The sequence below is a fragment of the Clostridium sp. CM041 genome (assembly GCF_055081035.1).
In genome coordinates this window covers 1925082-1942004 of record NZ_CM143648.1, presented here as the reverse complement: position 1 = coordinate 1942004, position 16923 = coordinate 1925082, and the positions used below count along the sequence as shown (strand labels likewise).

Genomic DNA, 16923 nt, shown 5'->3' with positions numbered 1-16923 from the left:
GGACACAAAGGTGTTATCTATGAGGAGGAAATAATATGAAAAAAAACAAGTTTTCGAAAGGATTTTTATGGGGAGGAGCCACTGCGGCAAATCAATGCGAAGGTGCTTGGGATATAGATGGTAAAGGATTATCTGTAGCTGATTGCAGTACCTATAAGGCAAATGTTGATCCCAAGGATTACAAGGCACAACATGGGATCACTAGTGATGACATAGCAGAAGCTATGAAAAGTACAGATGTTTCGAAATATGGGAAACGTCATGGAATAGATTTTTATCATAGGTACAAAGAAGATCTAGATTTATTTCAGGAAATGGGATTTAAAGTTCTTCGTGTATCAATTCAATGGGCTAGAATTTATCCAAATGGTATTGAAGAAGAACCAAATGAAAAGGGACTTAAACATTATGAGGAAATGTTTATTGAAATGAAGAAAAGAGGCATTGAACCTTTAGTAACACTTCATCACTATGAAATGCCACTATATTTATGTAACCACTATGATGGCTGGTATCAAAGACCTGTGATTGACTTCTTTATTCATTTTTGTAAAACAGTATTTAATCGCTATAAAGGTTTAATAAAATATTGGTTAACTTTTAATGAAATAGATAGTGTGTTTCGTCATCCATTTACTACAGTTGGGATTGTAGCTGACAGATATCCAGAAGATAAACTAGAAGAAGTTATTTATCAGTCAGTTCATAATCAATTTGTAGCTAGTGCACTGGCAACTAAATATTTACATGAAATAATGCCAGAGGCACAGATGGGATGTATGTTAACAAGAACATTAACTTACCCAGAAAATTGTCATCCGAAAAATATGTTACTAGCCTTAGAGGAGAATAGAAAGAATTATTTCTACTCAGATGTACAAGTATTAGGAGAGTATCCAAAACATGTGAAAAATTACTGGGAACAAAATAATATTAATGTAGAATTTGCCCCGGGGGATGAAGAAATAATTAAATGCTATCCATCAGATTTTGTATCATTTAGCTATTATATGAGCAAGGTTGTAAGTAAAGATGAAGATCAAAGAGAAAAGGTAAGTGGGAATCTAACTAGCGGTGTTAAAAATCCATATCTTGAAACAACACAATGGGACTGGCAAGTTGATCCTACTGGACTTCATATTTCTTTAGTAGAGCTATATGACAGATATCGTAAACCATTATTCATCGTAGAAAATGGTATTGGATGTATAGATAAGATTGAGGAAGATGGAACAATTATTGATGACTATAGAATCAAATATTTTAGAGAGCATATTCAAGCCATTGCAGATGCCATTGAAGTTGGAGTTGAGGTTATGGGATATACGCCATGGGGATGTATTGATATGGTAAGTATGTCAACATGTCAAATGACTAAGAGATACGGATTTATATATGTCGATGCTGATGACCTTGGTAATGGAAGTTATGAAAGAAGGAAAAAGAAATCTTTTGAATGGTATAAAAAAGTGATTGCAACTAATGGAGAAGATTTAGATTAATAATAATATTAAGTTATGGTGGGGGAATTCTTATGATTAATAAGGATTGCTCTGCTTTTTTATAAGTTATAAATATGCAAAGCAATTTTAGTAACGGATGAGGTGAAAGCATTATGAGATATGTTAATCAGTTTATGATTAATAAATGCAATTACCTGAGGTTTTGACGATGATGAATTTAAAGAAAAGATGAAGACTTAAAGGAGAGGAAAACTAAACTGGAAGTAACTCTAATAGGCTCAATTAAAACAATTTACACCCTCTTTATTAGTCATTTATTATACGTATGTTTACATTTCTTCGGCCCCAATTAAGTGCTTCAGCTTCTGTATTAAAAAATACATCGATGATATTACCTTTAATAGCGGAACCAGTATCTGATGCAATAGCATATCCGTAGCCTTCTATATAAACTTTAGAGCCCATTGGTATAACCGTAGGGTCCACAGCTATAGTGCTGTATCCATTTGGATTTCTGTTTGTCCTAGAACCTGATGCTGTAAAACCATCCGTTGAATATGCGGTTGAGTTTACAATGAAGTAGTTATTTGATTTTGATGCATCACTAGGGATAGCAGCAGATTTAGAGGGTGCACTTTTAGCAGAATCTAAGTGTCTAGATAAAGTAACGGTCTTTGTTGCTGCTTGCTTTTTTATTTTTGCAGCGGCTAATTCTTTTATTCTTGCATCAGCTAATTCTTTTGCATTTTTGTCAGCGATTAATTTAGTTTCTTTTTTAGTTATGTTGCTAATAAGCACCTTGTGTTCTTTTATGTCTTTACTTAATTTTGTTAGAATAATTTCATTATTTGTTTTTAGCACTGATAATTTATCATTTTCATTATTTAAAGTAGCTTTATGTTTTATTATAGAATTTCTTTGTTTTTTTATTTTATTAATGAGTTTTTTATCATGCTTTATTATTATTTCAAGTGTATCTATCCTTGATATAACATCACTAAAACTAGTTGAATCTAGAATCACCTTAAGATAACCATCTGAACCTTTTATATACATAGCTCTCGCTCTTTTTTCAAACAAGGATTCTTGATCGATAGCGTTTTTTTCTACAATTTCTAATTTAGTTTGTGTTTTTCTTATATCTTGAGCGATGTCATTCATTTTAGCTTTGTTAATGTCAATTTTATTTAATACTTTATCAATTTCGATGTCAAAATTATTTGCTTTTATCTGTAGAGCTTTTTTGCTGCTTTGAACTTGTTCTAATTCAGATGTTTCATTAGTACTTGGCGCAGCAAAAGTATTGACATTGATAGTTATTGTTAGCATCATAACAACAGATATTATTTTTTTTTTCATTCATGAACCTCCTTAAAATAGCTATAAATATTAATAATATTTTTTATTATATTATAATGTTGTAAAGAATTATGTTGCAAAGTGAATATGGTTTAAAAAAAGGCTAATTAATCCCTCTTTTAAATTTTAGGCTATGTTAGACAATAATATATATAAAATTGACACCATTCTATATGGTTATCAATATAGAAAATTACACAAACACAATTAGGACAAACTATTCCTACATTTATTATACAATTATTTCTAATCTTTATGCAAACTTTTTACTTATATGATTCACTTCTTCCAATGGACAGTGATATAGTTGTCATGGCTTTTATATTTCAAGAGATGACTATCTTTTGTTTTTGGGAGGAAAGATGGTATAATAACAATAGCTCAAGAACAAAATTGTATAATAGACAAAGGAATAAATTAGGATGGGTTAGGGCGTTGAAATGAATAATACATATAAATTATTGATAATTGAAGATGATAAAAACATGTGTGAAGTGTTAAATAATATTCTAAGTAAATGGGGATTTGAAGTAAGCGTATGTGAAGATTTTGAAAAAATAATAGAGTGCTTTAAAGAATGTGAACCTAAGGTGGTTCTTATGGATATTAACCTTCCAATTTGTGATGGCTTTTATTGGTGTAAAAATATAAGAGAAATATCTAAAACACCAATCATATTTGTATCTTCAAGGGATAGTAATATGGATATAGTAATGGCAATTAATAGTGGTGGAGATGATTATATTCAAAAGCCCTTTGATTCAAATGTGTTAATTGCAAAACTACAAGCTATTATAAGAAGGACATATGAGTATAAAAATGAAGAAGCAAGAGTATTAAAATGTGATGATTTATTATTAAATTTAGACAACACAACTCTTTTATATAATGGAAATTCCTTAGAACTTACAAAAAATGAAATAATCATTTTGCATTCGCTCATAGAGAGTAAGGGAAAAGGAGTTTCTAGAAGTAAACTAATGAAAAAGCTTTGGGATGATGATATATATGTTAATGAGAATACTTTAACTGTTAATATTAATAGATTAAGAAACCGCATAGAGCAAATTGGAATAAAAGATTTAATAATAACACAAAAAGGCATTGGATATATAATATTATGATATTAAGTCAACTGTTTGGATGAAAATTCTAGATGGTTGGCTTTTTCTTAAGATACAAGAAAGATATAGTTATTTATATGAAGGATAAAAAGGGGGAAATGATAGATGAAGATAATTGATTATATGAAGATTAATAAAATATGGATAATAAGCAATACAATAATTTTTATAATAATTAATTGTATATTATATAGCAGTAGTACTATAAATAAGAGTTTTCAAGATATTATGTACATGGACATACTTATTTTATTAACAGTATTTATAGCTTTTACTTGTGGATTTATAAAAGAAAAAAATAAGTACAGTAATATTTTAAAGTGTAATAATGAATTAGATAATAAAACAACTGATTTTCATTTAAATGTATTTTCAAATATTTTAAAAAAACAAAGTCTAGAACATCTAAAAAAGGAAGAAAGTTTAAAAAACAATATAAATGATTTTGAGGATTATATTACAAAATGGGTTCATGATATTAAAATTAATATTGCTGTTACTTACCTATTATTAGAAGACTTGGAAGAGGATGAGTCGCAAAAGGTAATATTTGAAATGAAACAAATGGAGTTTAGTGTAAATCAAGTGCTATATGTTACAAGGGCAAATAATTATAATTTAGATGTAAAAAGTGAGCAAGTAGCAGTAGGAGATGAAATTAGAAGGGCAATAAAAGAGAATGCAGGATTTTTCATAAACAAAAATATTGAAATAATATTAGAGGTTGAAGGGTTTAACATAATAAGTGATAGAAAATGGATTCACTATATCCTTTCTCAAATTATTAATAATAGTAGTAAGTATACTAATGAAAATGGACAACTACATATTTTCAATAAAGAGGATAGCGAGGCTTATTATTTACATATTAAAGATAATGGAATTGGTATTCCTAGAGAAGATATAAAAAGAATATTTAATAAAGGATTCACTGGGAAAAATGGAAGGACAAGAACTAAATCAACTGGTATTGGTTTATATTATGCAAAAAAAATGTGTAATAATTTAAATATAGATTTGAAGGTAGAAAGTGAAGAGGCAGAGTACACTGAATTTATTCTAAGTTTTTACAAGTTAGCAGATTACTACAATGTTACACCAATGTCACATTAGAACCTGATTTGTAACCTTGATAGGTGGAGGAGTAATCAGATATAAATTATACTATTAGTATAGTCGGAAAACAATAATTAACAATTTCCATATTTAAGTATTAAAAGTGCTTATTTGAATGAAAAGTTATATTTGAATTAATTACGGGCATGACAAAAAGACTTTTTTATACACTATTAAAAAAAGCCGTAGGCTGGTTATTGAATTGAAATTTATTTTAAATTACGCAGCTATATTTTTAAGAGTTGGGAAAATATCAGCAAGGGCTATTAATTTTTCTGATGCCCAAGCATCTATGAAACAGCAAAATGCACCAAGAAATACCCTTGTTATTCTATACCCAACAGAATAAATAATTGCATCTTCAGCATGAAAATTATTATTTATTCTATCCCAACACCTTTCAGTAGTTGAACGTCTTTTATAAAGAGATTTCCATTGTTTTGAACCTCTTAATATTGGAGTAAAATACCTTGGGTTATCTAATGTTTTAGTGTAATAAGATTTATTGCTTTTCATAGGACATTTTTCACAGTTTTCACATTGAACTGGGAATAACCATTTATGTCTATATTGTTTAGTAATAATTCCCCAATTACGAAGCTGATGTCCACAAACAGTTCCGTGTGGAATAGCATTCTTATCAAGTTTAACAAATTCACTATTTGATGATGGTTTTGAAGAACGTGAATTTAAATCAATAATAGGATTTATTCCATAATGCATGCATAAAAGATAAAAAGCATTAGCATCATAAGCAGAATCTAAGGCTACAGAATGAAATTTAATTTCAGGATATAAATCTACAAGTTCTTTAAGTGCATAAACTCCAGTAACAGCATCATGGCGTGCCGCGCTAACAAATTTAATATGGATAGGTAGGCTGTAAAAGCTATCACAGGCAGTAAATCCATGATAGGTATGACCATAGTAATAATGTTCATTAAAGCTATCCCAACCCCAGCTAGCACTGGGGTCGGTAAACTTTCGATAACAGTCACAATGTTCTCCTGGTTTAAGTTTGCAATCACAAACTTTTTTACCGTAAGGCGAAGCCTGTGTTGGCATACAGGTTCCGTCGCCAGCAATATTTAGTTTAGAAGGATCGCCCAAAATACCCATTGATAAAGAAGGAATAACAAATAATTCTTTAAGTATGTTGTTCATTTTGGATTCGCTTCTGTCAAGGAGCTTTAAATTATCAAATTTTAAGATTCTTTTAACTAAACGGTCAACTACACCAGATTTGGAGTTATTCATCTTTTGGTTTTTCTTTTGCTTTTTACGTGGTTTACGTTTAATTTTACGCAGTTTGGATTTATTAAGGATCTTATCCTTATGAATCAGCCTATCCATAAAATCATAAAAAGTACCTACACCAGGAAGTCGGTCAACATGTATGCCTTCGGCTTTAGAGTCTGAATAGCAAGCGGGTATAAAACCAGATAAAATTGAATAGAAAGGGTCTGAACGTAATGTTTTTACCCAAGAGGATATACTAGTTTCTTTACAATAAGCCATGATAATAAGTGACCTGAGTAATGCTGCCGCATCTTTTGGCGGAGCTCCTTGATTAGATTTAGAATAAGTACTTTCTATTAGAGGGACAATTCCGGTTAGGTCGGTAGACCATATTTTAGTTATTTGTGAACTACGCTCAAACAAAGTGATTTGTTGATTGGTTTGAATATAGAATTTTTCTAAAAATGTTTCAAGAAAATATTGATATTGGGAATGAGAAACCTTAACAGTTAACATAAAAACACTCCTCGCAAATGAAATAATGTAAAAAATATACATATTTAATTTTGCGAATTTTTACTAGCTGTCAAGTCTTATTTCACAATGTTTAAGTAAAAAAAATAAAAAATAATACGAATAGCTTAAATTTTCTAGGTTATTCGTACAATATGAGGCACCACGAATTTTTGAGGTGAAGTTGATTTTTGAGCAAAATGAATCAAGAGTTAGCAGTGCCTTAAGAGTTTCCGAGAGTGCACATACTATAGATACGAGGTGATAATATGAATAAAATTGTAGCGGTATCAAAGTTAATTAAAGAATATGGAAGGTTAACGAATAAACATAAAGTATTAAAGGAAGTAGATTTAGAAATTAATGAAGGTGAATTTATTAGTATAATGGGACCTTCAGGTTCAGGAAAAACTACCTTTTTAAATGTCATGTCAACGATAGACAAAGCAACTTCAGGAGAGGTTTTAATTGATGGTAAAGATGTTAACAGTCTAAAAGAAAATGAATTAGCTAGGTTTAGGAGAGACGTAATAGGTTTTGTTTTTCAAGACTTTAATTTGTTAGATAATATGACAATAAGAGATAATATTGCATTGCCATTAACACTAAACAATGAAAAGGTAGAGATAATATTAGAAAAGATTAATAAAATAACAAAGCTCTTAGGCATAGAAAAGCATCTGGATAAATATCCTTATCAATTATCAGGGGGCCAAAAGCAAAGAGCAGCAATTTGTAGAGCATTAATTACATCTCCAAAGGTGATTTTTGCAGATGAACCAACGGGTGCAATAGATTCTAAATCAGCTATAGAAGTTCTTGAATGCTTCGTAAATATAAATAAAAGTTGTAATACTACGATTATAATGGTAACTCATGATCCTAGGGCTTCAAGCTATTCAGATAGAGTGATGTTTTTGAAGGATGGAAGTATAAGTGGTGAATTAGATAGCAATGGAGATAAAAGTGAGATGTTTAAAAAGATTCTTAATATGATAGCTATGATGGGAGGAGTTAGTGATGAACTCATTTAAACTATCATTGATGCTTTTTAAGGATAACATAAAGGTATATAAACTTTATTTACTTATTACAATTGTATCTGTTGCAACTTTCTATAACTTTTTAGCAATAGGAGACAATGAGGCATTTATCGAAATTAGTGAAAGATTTCAGGCAGCAAGTGTAGCAAGTCTTTCATGTGGATTTATTTTAGTATGTACAGTAGTATATTTTATATTTAATGCAGATAAATTTTTCTTGTTAAATAGGCAAAAGGAGACTGCCTTATATATGTTAATGGGAATTACCCAATCAAAAATTGGACAAGTATTTGCAATAGAAAGTTTATTACTTGGAGCTACATCTATATGCAGTGGACTTATATTTGGAGTAATCTTATCTAAACTATTTTTTATGCTGCTCGCAAAATCCATATTTTTAAATGTAGAAATACCGTTCAAAATTTCATTAAATGCTGTCTTTATAGTAATCTTAGTATTCTCATGTATTTTTGCAATATTAGGTTATAAAAAATATAGAGTAGTAAAGAAAAGTAAACTCATAGATATGATTAATGCTACAAAGGAAAAAGAAGAACTACCAAAGTTAAGATATTTTAAGGGTATCTTAGGGGTTCTATTAATTTTAGCTGGTTACTTAGTTGGCATTATGATTAAAAGATGGGAGCTAGATTTGCTGTTTTCATCTATGACAGCGCTATTATGTGTTTCAATAGGTACATACTTTTTCTTTGGGAGTTTCATGTCCATAGTCTTTAATAAGATGATAAAAAACAAAAAAATGGTATATAAGAATGTTATGTTAGTAAGTATTTCTAATGTGTACTTTAGACTAAAGGGCAATTATCGTAATCTAGCTATGACAGCAATGTTATGTGCAGCAGCTATAACAGCCTTTGGAGTAAGCTTATCCTTTGAGAAAGTTGCACAAAAAGAAGCTATTAAGCAATCTCCATATAGTTTTAGCTACGAAAGTAATGATGAAAAATTAAAAGAAAAAGCAGTGGGAATAATTAATGAATCTAATCATGAGTTAATTGGAATTAATGAAAATAAATTTATTTTAGGAAAGATTGATTATATAAACTATCATAGAAAAGTAGATTATAAAAATGAAGCAATAATAATAAGCTATTCAACATTAAAAAAGAACTTAGAGTTTCTAAATTATAAAGTAACAGATAGCATTAAGCCTAAGGGATGCGAGGCTGTTTTTATAGTAAGTGCAACAACATTAGCATCTCCATTGAATGTTCTGAAAGAAGAAATAAAAATAAAAAATAGAGAGTATGTAATTAAAAAACAAGAGGATGCACCCTTTACTGGGATTATAGACAAATTAGGGACAAAAAATATATATATTTTAGAAGATGATGAATATGAAAAGGTTAAGGAAGGCTTTAATGAAACATCTTTAAATTGCGTTCAAATAAGTAAAGAGAAAGAGGCAGATGAATTAATATCCAATATAAGGGAAGCTATGCCAAAGGAGAAGGTATATCCACATATTAACGAATACACATGGGATTATTATGCAATAGAAATATTTCATTTTTTAGGGCTAATAATGTCTATAATATTTATACTTTCAACCTTTAGTACAATTTATTTTAAAATATTAAAGGATGCCTTCATGGATAAAGAGCAGTACAAAACACTGAAGAAAATAGGCATGAGTAAAGCGGAAGTAAAGAAATCTGTGCATGTACAAGTTGGAATTTCATTTATTTTACCTGGTAGTGTAGGAATACTGCATAGTATTATTGCAATTAAGATGTTAGAACAAATAATGAATTTTTCGTTTAATACTCAGTTAATAATTGCGCTATGCTTATATTCAATAACAATGATTTTATTCTATTTTTTCATAAGTAATGATTATGTGAAGATGGTCTATGAGGAAGGCGTAGTTGTGAAACCGTGAATAAAACTAAAATGTCAAAGGAGTTGCCAATACTTAAATTTATTGCAATTAGATCTATGAAAGATATACCTAATGAAAAATATACAAATATAATGAATAAAAATTTAGATGAATTTAAGGAGTATAATAAATTTAGTTATTCTGATCTAGAAGGAAGACATTATATTTTCTATACGAAATCAAAAGAAATTGGGAAAGAAACTCGAGGGTTTTTAGGCAAATATGATAATTAATATTATTAAAAAGAAAGGCGGAGTAGTGGATTTTAAAGGGAGCAATAGAACTATAAATTATTAAATTTAATTCTCCAACCAATATTAGAAGTGATGAAGGAGTATATGTTGAAGAAATTTCCAAGTATTAAAGGGACCTATAGTTCATACAATTCAATGGAAAAAATCCATTTACCAAATTAGTATAGTTTAGGTTATAATATATCTAAGTCACAACAGTAAAATAATGTGGAATATGGAGGTCTTGTCAAATGAATAAGAAATTAGTCTTAGGTGTAATGTTAACAGTAAGTTTGTTTGTAACACCTATAAAAAATGTATACGCTGATTCATATAAGAGTGTTACTATAGGGGATGATTTGACGAATCAACAGAAAGAAAACATGCTAAAGTATTTTGATGTAGATAGGAATAGTGCGAGTGTTGTTGAAGTTACAGCTAGTGAAGAGAAGAAATATCTGGGAGATACAGTATCTAGAGCTCAATTAGGTAATAAGGCGATATCATGTTCCTATATTGAGCCAACAAGTGATGGTGGTTTAGTAGTCAATACAAATAATGTAACTTGGGTAAATGCTAGTATGATAAAGAATGCCCTAATTACAGCAGGAATTGAGAATGCTAATGTTAAAGTTTCTGCACCATTCACCGTATCAGGTACGGCAGCTATGACTGGCATATTAAAGGGATTTGAAAATAGTAAAGACGGTAAGAAATTAGATGAAAGTACAAAGAAAACAGCTAATGAAGAGGTCGCAGTTACAGGCAAACTAGGTGAAAAAATTGGACAAGATAAAGCTGCGGGATTAATCAATGAAGTAAAGAGTGAAGTTATAAAAGATAAACCTAAGAATGAGGCAGGTATAACAAAAATAGTAAATAATGTAACTAATAATTACAATTACAATTTGTCTAAAGATGATGTAAGCGGCATTGTTGGATTAATGAAAAATGTAAATAAATTGAACTTGGATTACAGCAAAGTAAAAGGACAGCTTGAGGGTGTAGCTAGTACAATGAAAAATACATTAGAGAGTGATAAGGCTAAAAGTTGGTTCTCAAGTGTATGTGATTCTATTGGAAATTTCTTCAAGGGAGTATCAGATAGTTTAAAATCATAAATGAGATGAGTATGGGAGGTATAAGTTTAATATTAAAAAGGTAGACTTGAAAAGTGGTAACAGGGGTTCACTGGTTATTAGAGATGTCTTCTGTATTTAAGGAAGGCACCTTTATATAGTGGATTACACCCATCAGGCTTCGCCTCCACCATACATAAGCAACAATTTTGATACAATGGAAAACCCCTGAATTCAGGGGTTTTTGTTGTTTTTTGGTAAAAATATAAGGCGAAACTTATGATTGGACCATAAGTTTTTGGTGTAAATTAAAATAAATGCACACTAAAAATAAACCCCTACCGTAGAATATCTTGAATTTACGTAAGCTGATATCGCTGAAAAGATGGGAGGACACTGACAGATCTATAGACCTGATGGACGCCGTGCTTCGTAGACGGTTTTTAACGAAATTTAGCACGCTCTCTTGACAACTTAAAACAAATATGACATTATATTATTAATAGACAGACAGTCAGTCTGTTGTAAGGAGATGTACAAATGAGGATAGTAAAAGAAGCTGAAGAACGCAGGAAAGAAATACTTGACGCGGCGGATGAGCTTTTCTGTCAGAAGGGCTTTGACGGCACAAGCACAAACGATATTATCGAAAAGGTCGGAATTGCGCGGGGAACACTATATTACCACTTCAAGTCGAAGGAGGGCATTATGGACGTGCTGATTGAGCGATATAACGTCCGTATTTTAGGCGCGGCGCAGAAAATTGCCGCAGACAAGAGCATGCCCGTAAACAAGCGCATTATGCGCGTTGTAATGGCACTGAACATAAGTGGCGGAAGCGGCAAGGAAATTATGGAGCACATTCACAAGCCACAGAACGCGCTTATGCATCAGAAAATACAAAAGGTAATATTAAACGGTGTTACGCCGATACTGACGGGAATAATCTGCGAGGGCATTGAGCAGGGACTGTTCAGCACGCCGTTCCCGTATGAATGCGTGGAAATGGTTATGTCATATACAAATACCGTTTTTGATGATGATATGGTTAAAATGACAAGCGTGGAGCGCGCTTCACGCATACAGGCGTTTGTTTTCAATGTAGAAAGGCTGCTCGGTGCCGAAAGTGGAAGTCTTATGTACGTTATGCAGATGTTTGGTAGCGGAGATGGAGGCAGCAATGAATAATTCGGGAAAATCCTTCGGAAAATTTCTGATTATCTGGCTGGGGGAACTGATATCTAATATCGGTACTGGAATGACGGCCTTTGGTCTTGGAGTGTATGTGTGGCAGCTGACACATTCAGCGGTGGATGTCTCAATGGTGGAAATGGCGGCGCTTCTGCCGATGATTTTATTAAGTCCGGCTGCGGGGGTTCTTGCAGACCGATTTGATAGAAGACTGCTCATGATACTGGGAGATATTGTATCAGCGTTTGGGCTGATTGTTATGCTGGGGCTTATGAACAAAGGGCATATTCAGGTGTGGCAAATCTGCCTTTGTGTGGGATTTAGTTCAGCATTTGTAGCATTGCTCGATCCGGCATATAAAGCAACAATTACGGATTTACTGACAGAGGATGACTATGCAAAAGCAAGTGGAATGGTGTCAATTGCATCCTCTTCCAAGTTTTTGATTTCACCGATTATTGGCGGTTTAATTCTGGCAGCTTCCGGTATGGAAGTGATACTTACCATTGATATTCTGACTTCTGTTGTAACGGTTGTTGCAATCTTTACCGTAAGAAAATCTCTTGCGGTAAAGTCACAGGTTAAGAAAGAAATGAGTTTTTTCAAGGACTTAAAAGAAGGATGGCAGATTATTATCCAGGCTAAAGGAGTCATGCTATTAATTATACTTGTTTCCGTCTTAATGTTTTATATGGGATTTATTCAGGTCCTGTCAAAACCAATGATCCTATCCTTTGCCAGTGAGAAAACAACTGGAATTCTGCAGACAGTAGTTGCCTGCGGTATGATGGTGTCCAGTATCATGATTGGTAGTGGAATATTAAAGAGCAAATATGTAAATGTCATGGTGGCAAGCTTTATTGCGAGTGGTATTACTATGGCAGGATTTGGTGCAACGACAAGCATGACCGTCATTATTATTTCTGGATTTTTATTCTTTGCTTCGCTACCATATGCGACTGCAAGTATTGATGTTCTCATAAGAAAATCCATTGATAATGATAAGCAGGGTAGGGCATGGGGACTTATTTCTTTGATTTCACAGCTGGGATATGTAATTGCTTATATTTTGGCAGGTGTTCTTGCAGATTATATATTTAATCCAGCACTGGTAGAAGGCGGTGTGCTGGCGGATACTGTTGGAAAAGTCATAGGAACTGGTGAAACAAGAGGAATCGGATTCTTACTAATCCTTGCCGGAATAGGCCTTGTAATTACGGCACTGATTGTATCTAAATCAAAGAGTATCCGTGGAATGGATTCCAAGAAAGAAGCAGAAGGTAGTTTGGAGGCAGAACAATCATTTAATGATGAGAGCTTTCGAAGCAAAGATATATAGTCAGAAGGAGAAAAAATAATGTTTTTTAAAATTGTAAAGAATGATTTCAGCAGGAAGAAAATCATAACTGTGACAGTATCTGTGTTTATAACCATGGCAGTTATTTTAGGAGCTAGTGCAACAAATATCATTGCAAATCTGATTCAGTCGATGTCCCAGTTGCAGGAACGTGCAGTCCCAGCTGACATTACTCAGATGCATTCCGGAAAATATGATCAGGCAGAAATCGATAAATTTACGAAAGAGCAGCGTGAGAATATAGCGAAGCAGGAGACGATGGTTCTTCTGGATTTTGATGGAGGGAATATCCATTTTGGCAAAAATAAAACGATGGCTGGAACGGTACAGGATATTTCATTTGTTGTACAGAATAAGAAATTTGATTTTATATTGGATCTGGATAATGAAAAGCTGGAGGTAAAGGCAGGTGAAGTGGCGGTTCCCATCTACTTCATGGAAAAACATGACTTGAAAATAGGTGATCCGATTACGGTGAAAAGTGAAGGATACCTGAAAGAGTTTGTCATTTCAAATTATGCAAGAGATTATGAGATGAACTCTTCCCTTACGTCTTCGAAGCGGTTTGTTATTAATCAGGCGGACTATGATGAAATGATTGAAAAGCAGGCAGGGGAAGTGGAATATCTTATTGAATTTAAACTGAATGAAAACGGGGATTCTCAGGCTGCTTTGACTGCATATATGGTTGCAGGTCTTCCGGCAAACGGTCCGACAGTGGTCGGAAAGATATTTATGGTGTTTAATGCTATGTCAGATGCGGCAGTTGCGATGGTAATTATACTTATCAGTATTCTGCTGATTATTATAGCGACCTGCTGTATCAGACTTACCTTTCTGGCAACTATTGATGAAGATTTAAGAGAAATTGGTGTTATGAAAGCGATGGGAATATCTAAAAAGGATATAAAGAAGGTATATCTTATCAAATACAGGGTTATGTCAGTAGTAGCCGGTATAATAGGCTATCTGCTTTCCTTTGTAGTGGTAAATCTGTTTAACGGTAAAATGAGACTTTATATATCTTCGGATTTATCAGGAAACTTAAAATATGTACTATCTCTTATAGTTCCATTATTTGTATATTTTATAATTGTGATGTACTGCAAGAAAGTGCTGAAAAAAATAGATAAGATTTCTGCGGTGGAGGCATTGCGTTCAGACATCATGGAACGTGGAAAGAACCGGAAATACAGTTTTCCACTGCTTAGCAACAAATTCCTGCGCACCAATGTTTACATGGGAATTAGGGATGTATGGAAGCGTTTCAAATTATACAGGTTACTGATTTTTATTTTTGCTGTATGTACGGTTATTGTAATTCTTCCGTTAAATATGTATAACACCATGAACTCACGGTCATTTTCCACATACATGGGAATAGGAAAATGCGACATGAGAATCGATCTTCGAAAGACAGATACGATTACAGAAGATTTTAAAAAGCTGCAGGAAGAGTTGAAGAATGATTCGGATATTGAAAAGTATGCGGCCTACATAACATGTTCATACCAGGTCAAAAATGCGAAAGGTTCCTGGGACTATATTAATATTGAAACCGGAGATTTTTCTGTATTTCCATTAAATTATGTGGAAGGGAGAGCAACGAAGGGTGAAGGGGAAATCTCAGTTTCCTATGCAAATGCGTCAAAAGACGGATTAAACAAGAAAGTGGGAGATGAAATAGTAGTAAAGGCTTTCGAGGCAGAGAAGACTATGAAAATATGTGGTATTTATCAAGATATTACAAATGGTGGTAAAACATCGAAAGCGGATACCAGTCTTGGTTTAAATGAAGATGCCGTTCTTTGGTATATTGTGAACATGGATGTGGCTAAAGGTGTTGATATTAGAAAGAAAATGAACTACTATCAGAATACCTATGATTCTGCGCAGGTAAATGATATCAAAGAATATACTGGGCAGACTCTTGGAAATATCATTGATCAGATGAGCATAATTGTTATAGGCTCAATCGCAATTGCAGTAATAATTGTTATACTTATAACTGCATTATTCATTAAGATGTTATTGTCAAAGGATATGTCCCAGATTGCAATCATGCGGTGTGTGGGATTAACTTCCAAAAATGTTAAACATCAATATATGGCAGGAACTTTGATGGTACTGATATTGGGAATCATACTTGGAGTGCTGGCTTCTGATTATTTAGGGGAGTTTCTTGTAAGTTTGGCAATGTCGCCAATGGGGGCTGCAAGAATTCAATTTGTTAATGTTGCATGGCAGACCTTACTGCTATGTCCGTTAGCGTTGATTTTAGTAGTTGGAGTTACTATATCTGTGTGTTGCACGGTAACAGTAGAAGATGATTTATCTGTAACTTTAAGAAGTTAGAACTGCTGAAAAATAAGGCATTCCGGGATGTCACTGTGGATATAGACTTTGATTTGAATATTTTACATTGGAGGAATATATATGATCAATATATTGGAAGCTAGAAGTATGAACAAAAAAGTAGAGTTATGGAAAGACAATGAGCTTCATATCTTAAAGGATGTAAACTTTGCGATAGAAAAAGGTGAATTCGTTACGGTCATGGGGCCATCTGGAAGTGGGAAGTCAACACTGCTATATAATGTAAGCGGTATGGATAGAATTACTTCTGGCAGTGTGAAATTTAAAGGCAGTGAAATGGTTGGACTAAAAGAAGAAGAACTGGCGAAGATTAGGCTTAATAACATGGGATTTATCTTTCAGGATATTAATCTTTTAAAGAATCTGTCAGTGATTGACAATGTTATGTTTCCTGCCTTTGTATCAAAAGATGCGGATAAAAATATGGTAAATCAAAAAGCAAAAAAGCTACTTAAAATGACAGGAATTGAAAAGCTTGCAGATAATAATATCATCCAGGCATCTGGTGGACAGCTGCAGAGAGCCGGCATCTGTAGAGCGCTTATAAATGATCCGGATATCATATTTGGAGACGAACCGACCGGAGCATTAGATTCCAATTCGGCAGCAGAGATTATGTCAATTCTTGCAGGGATAAATAAAAAAGGAACAACCATAATGCTCGTTACGCATGATGTAAAGGTGGCAGCAAAAACCGAAAGAATATTGTATATGGTAGATGGAAATATAGTTGCACAGAAGAAAATGCGTAAATACGATACGCAGCATGACGATATTAAGGAAAGGGAAGAAAGCATTATGAAATGGTTAGTGGAAAATGGATTCTAATTTTTCATTGGCATTCACATAAAGTTCGTATAGAAAATTTATTAGGTAAGTTCGAAATGAAAAGTTCTTAAGAACGTATGTAAGGAAAGACTTAAGATA

At 32.7% G+C, this 16923-nt stretch carries 13 protein-coding genes; 11 read left to right on the top strand and 2 right to left on the bottom strand.

Annotation, left to right across the window (positions count from 1 at the left end; all coding sequences use genetic code 11):
* The first annotated feature begins 35 nt into the window (after positions 1 to 35).
* The gene (locus tag ACWJJT_RS09100; RefSeq protein ID WP_462954481.1) at positions 36 to 1502 is read left to right on the top strand and encodes a glycoside hydrolase family 1 protein; all 1467 of its coding nucleotides are present in this window, start codon (positions 36 to 38) and stop codon (positions 1500 to 1502) included.
* Between the two features lie 267 nt (positions 1503 to 1769).
* On the opposite strand, the gene ACWJJT_RS09095 is transcribed toward ACWJJT_RS09100, so the two are convergent.
* Positions 1770 to 2822 (bottom strand): 3D domain-containing protein, encoded by a 1053-nt coding sequence (locus ACWJJT_RS09095; RefSeq protein ID WP_462954480.1) that lies wholly within the window; start codon positions 2820 to 2822, stop codon positions 1770 to 1772.
* Positions 2823 to 3262: 440 nt separating this feature from the next.
* Between ACWJJT_RS09095 and ACWJJT_RS09090 the strand changes: the two genes are divergently transcribed.
* Together ACWJJT_RS09090 and ACWJJT_RS09085 are read left to right on the top strand one after the other, a co-directional pair.
* On the top strand, positions 3263 to 3946 hold the full coding sequence (locus tag ACWJJT_RS09090; RefSeq protein ID WP_462954479.1) for a response regulator transcription factor: 684 nt from the start codon (positions 3263 to 3265) through the stop codon (positions 3944 to 3946).
* 105 nt (positions 3947 to 4051) lie between these two features.
* A complete protein-coding gene (locus tag ACWJJT_RS09085; protein WP_462954478.1) occupies positions 4052 to 5059 on the top strand; it encodes an ATP-binding protein in 1008 nt (335 codons plus the stop codon).
* Positions 5060 to 5281: 222 nt separating this feature from the next.
* On the opposite strand, the gene ACWJJT_RS09080 is transcribed toward ACWJJT_RS09085, so the two are convergent.
* Entirely contained in the window at positions 5282 to 6817 is a 1536-nt protein-coding gene (locus tag ACWJJT_RS09080; protein ID WP_462954445.1) for a transposase, read from the bottom strand.
* A gap of 266 nt (positions 6818 to 7083) precedes the next feature.
* Here ACWJJT_RS09080 and ACWJJT_RS09075 point away from each other — a divergent pair, with 266 nt between their 5' ends.
* The 8 genes from ACWJJT_RS09075 to ACWJJT_RS09040 all read left to right on the top strand — a co-directional run bounded on the left by ACWJJT_RS09075 (position 7084) and on the right by ACWJJT_RS09040 (position 16824).
* Entirely contained in the window at positions 7084 to 7848 is a 765-nt protein-coding gene (locus tag ACWJJT_RS09075; protein WP_462954477.1) for an ABC transporter ATP-binding protein, read from the top strand.
* Positions 7835 to 9760, top strand: coding sequence for an FtsX-like permease family protein (locus ACWJJT_RS09070; protein WP_462954476.1), 1926 nt, complete (start codon positions 7835 to 7837; stop codon positions 9758 to 9760). Before ACWJJT_RS09075 ends, ACWJJT_RS09070 begins: the two co-directional genes overlap by 14 nt.
* Positions 9757 to 9993, top strand: coding sequence for a hypothetical protein (locus ACWJJT_RS09065; RefSeq protein WP_462954475.1), 237 nt, complete (start codon positions 9757 to 9759; stop codon positions 9991 to 9993). The genes ACWJJT_RS09070 and ACWJJT_RS09065 overlap by 4 nt, the downstream gene beginning before the upstream one ends.
* Before the next feature lie 251 nt (positions 9994 to 10244).
* Positions 10245 to 11114, top strand: a complete 870-nt coding sequence (locus ACWJJT_RS09060) for a DUF1002 domain-containing protein (protein WP_462954474.1) — start codon at positions 10245 to 10247, stop codon at positions 11112 to 11114.
* Between the two features lie 498 nt (positions 11115 to 11612).
* Positions 11613 to 12260, top strand: a complete 648-nt coding sequence (locus ACWJJT_RS09055) for a TetR/AcrR family transcriptional regulator (RefSeq protein ID WP_462954473.1) — start codon at positions 11613 to 11615, stop codon at positions 12258 to 12260.
* Positions 12253 to 13602, top strand: a complete 1350-nt coding sequence (locus tag ACWJJT_RS09050; protein WP_462954472.1) for an MFS transporter — start codon at positions 12253 to 12255, stop codon at positions 13600 to 13602. Before ACWJJT_RS09055 ends, ACWJJT_RS09050 begins: the two co-directional genes overlap by 8 nt.
* A gap of 18 nt (positions 13603 to 13620) precedes the next feature.
* Positions 13621 to 15975, top strand: a complete 2355-nt coding sequence (locus ACWJJT_RS09045) for an ABC transporter permease (RefSeq protein WP_462954471.1) — start codon at positions 13621 to 13623, stop codon at positions 15973 to 15975.
* 81 nt (positions 15976 to 16056) lie between these two features.
* Complete coding sequence (locus tag ACWJJT_RS09040) at positions 16057 to 16824, top strand: ABC transporter ATP-binding protein (protein ID WP_462954470.1); 768 nt, start codon at positions 16057 to 16059, stop codon at positions 16822 to 16824.
* Positions 16825 to 16923 lie beyond the last annotated feature (99 nt).

Excerpts from the sequence above, each read along its gene's own strand:
- ACWJJT_RS09095 (WP_462954480.1), bottom strand. The coding sequence starts at position 2,822 with ATGAAAAAAAAAATAATATCTGTTGTTATGATGCTAACAATAACTATC.
- ACWJJT_RS09060 (WP_462954474.1), top strand. The coding sequence starts at position 10,245 with ATGAATAAGAAATTAGTCTTAGGTGTAATGTTAACAGTAAGTTTGTTT.
- ACWJJT_RS09055 (WP_462954473.1), top strand. The coding sequence starts at position 11,613 with ATGAGGATAGTAAAAGAAGCTGAAGAACGCAGGAAAGAAATACTTGAC.
- ACWJJT_RS09080 (WP_462954445.1), bottom strand. The coding sequence starts at position 6,817 with ATGTTAACTGTTAAGGTTTCTCATTCCCAATATCAATATTTTCTTGAA.
- ACWJJT_RS09040 (WP_462954470.1), top strand. The coding sequence starts at position 16,057 with ATGATCAATATATTGGAAGCTAGAAGTATGAACAAAAAAGTAGAGTTA.
- ACWJJT_RS09070 (WP_462954476.1), top strand. The coding sequence starts at position 7,835 with ATGAACTCATTTAAACTATCATTGATGCTTTTTAAGGATAACATAAAG.
- ACWJJT_RS09090 (WP_462954479.1), top strand. The coding sequence starts at position 3,263 with ATGAATAATACATATAAATTATTGATAATTGAAGATGATAAAAACATG.
- ACWJJT_RS09045 (WP_462954471.1), top strand. The coding sequence starts at position 13,621 with ATGTTTTTTAAAATTGTAAAGAATGATTTCAGCAGGAAGAAAATCATA.
- ACWJJT_RS09050 (WP_462954472.1), top strand. The coding sequence starts at position 12,253 with ATGAATAATTCGGGAAAATCCTTCGGAAAATTTCTGATTATCTGGCTG.
- ACWJJT_RS09085 (WP_462954478.1), top strand. The coding sequence starts at position 4,052 with ATGAAGATAATTGATTATATGAAGATTAATAAAATATGGATAATAAGC.
- ACWJJT_RS09075 (WP_462954477.1), top strand. The coding sequence starts at position 7,084 with ATGAATAAAATTGTAGCGGTATCAAAGTTAATTAAAGAATATGGAAGG.
- ACWJJT_RS09100 (WP_462954481.1), top strand. The coding sequence starts at position 36 with ATGAAAAAAAACAAGTTTTCGAAAGGATTTTTATGGGGAGGAGCCACT.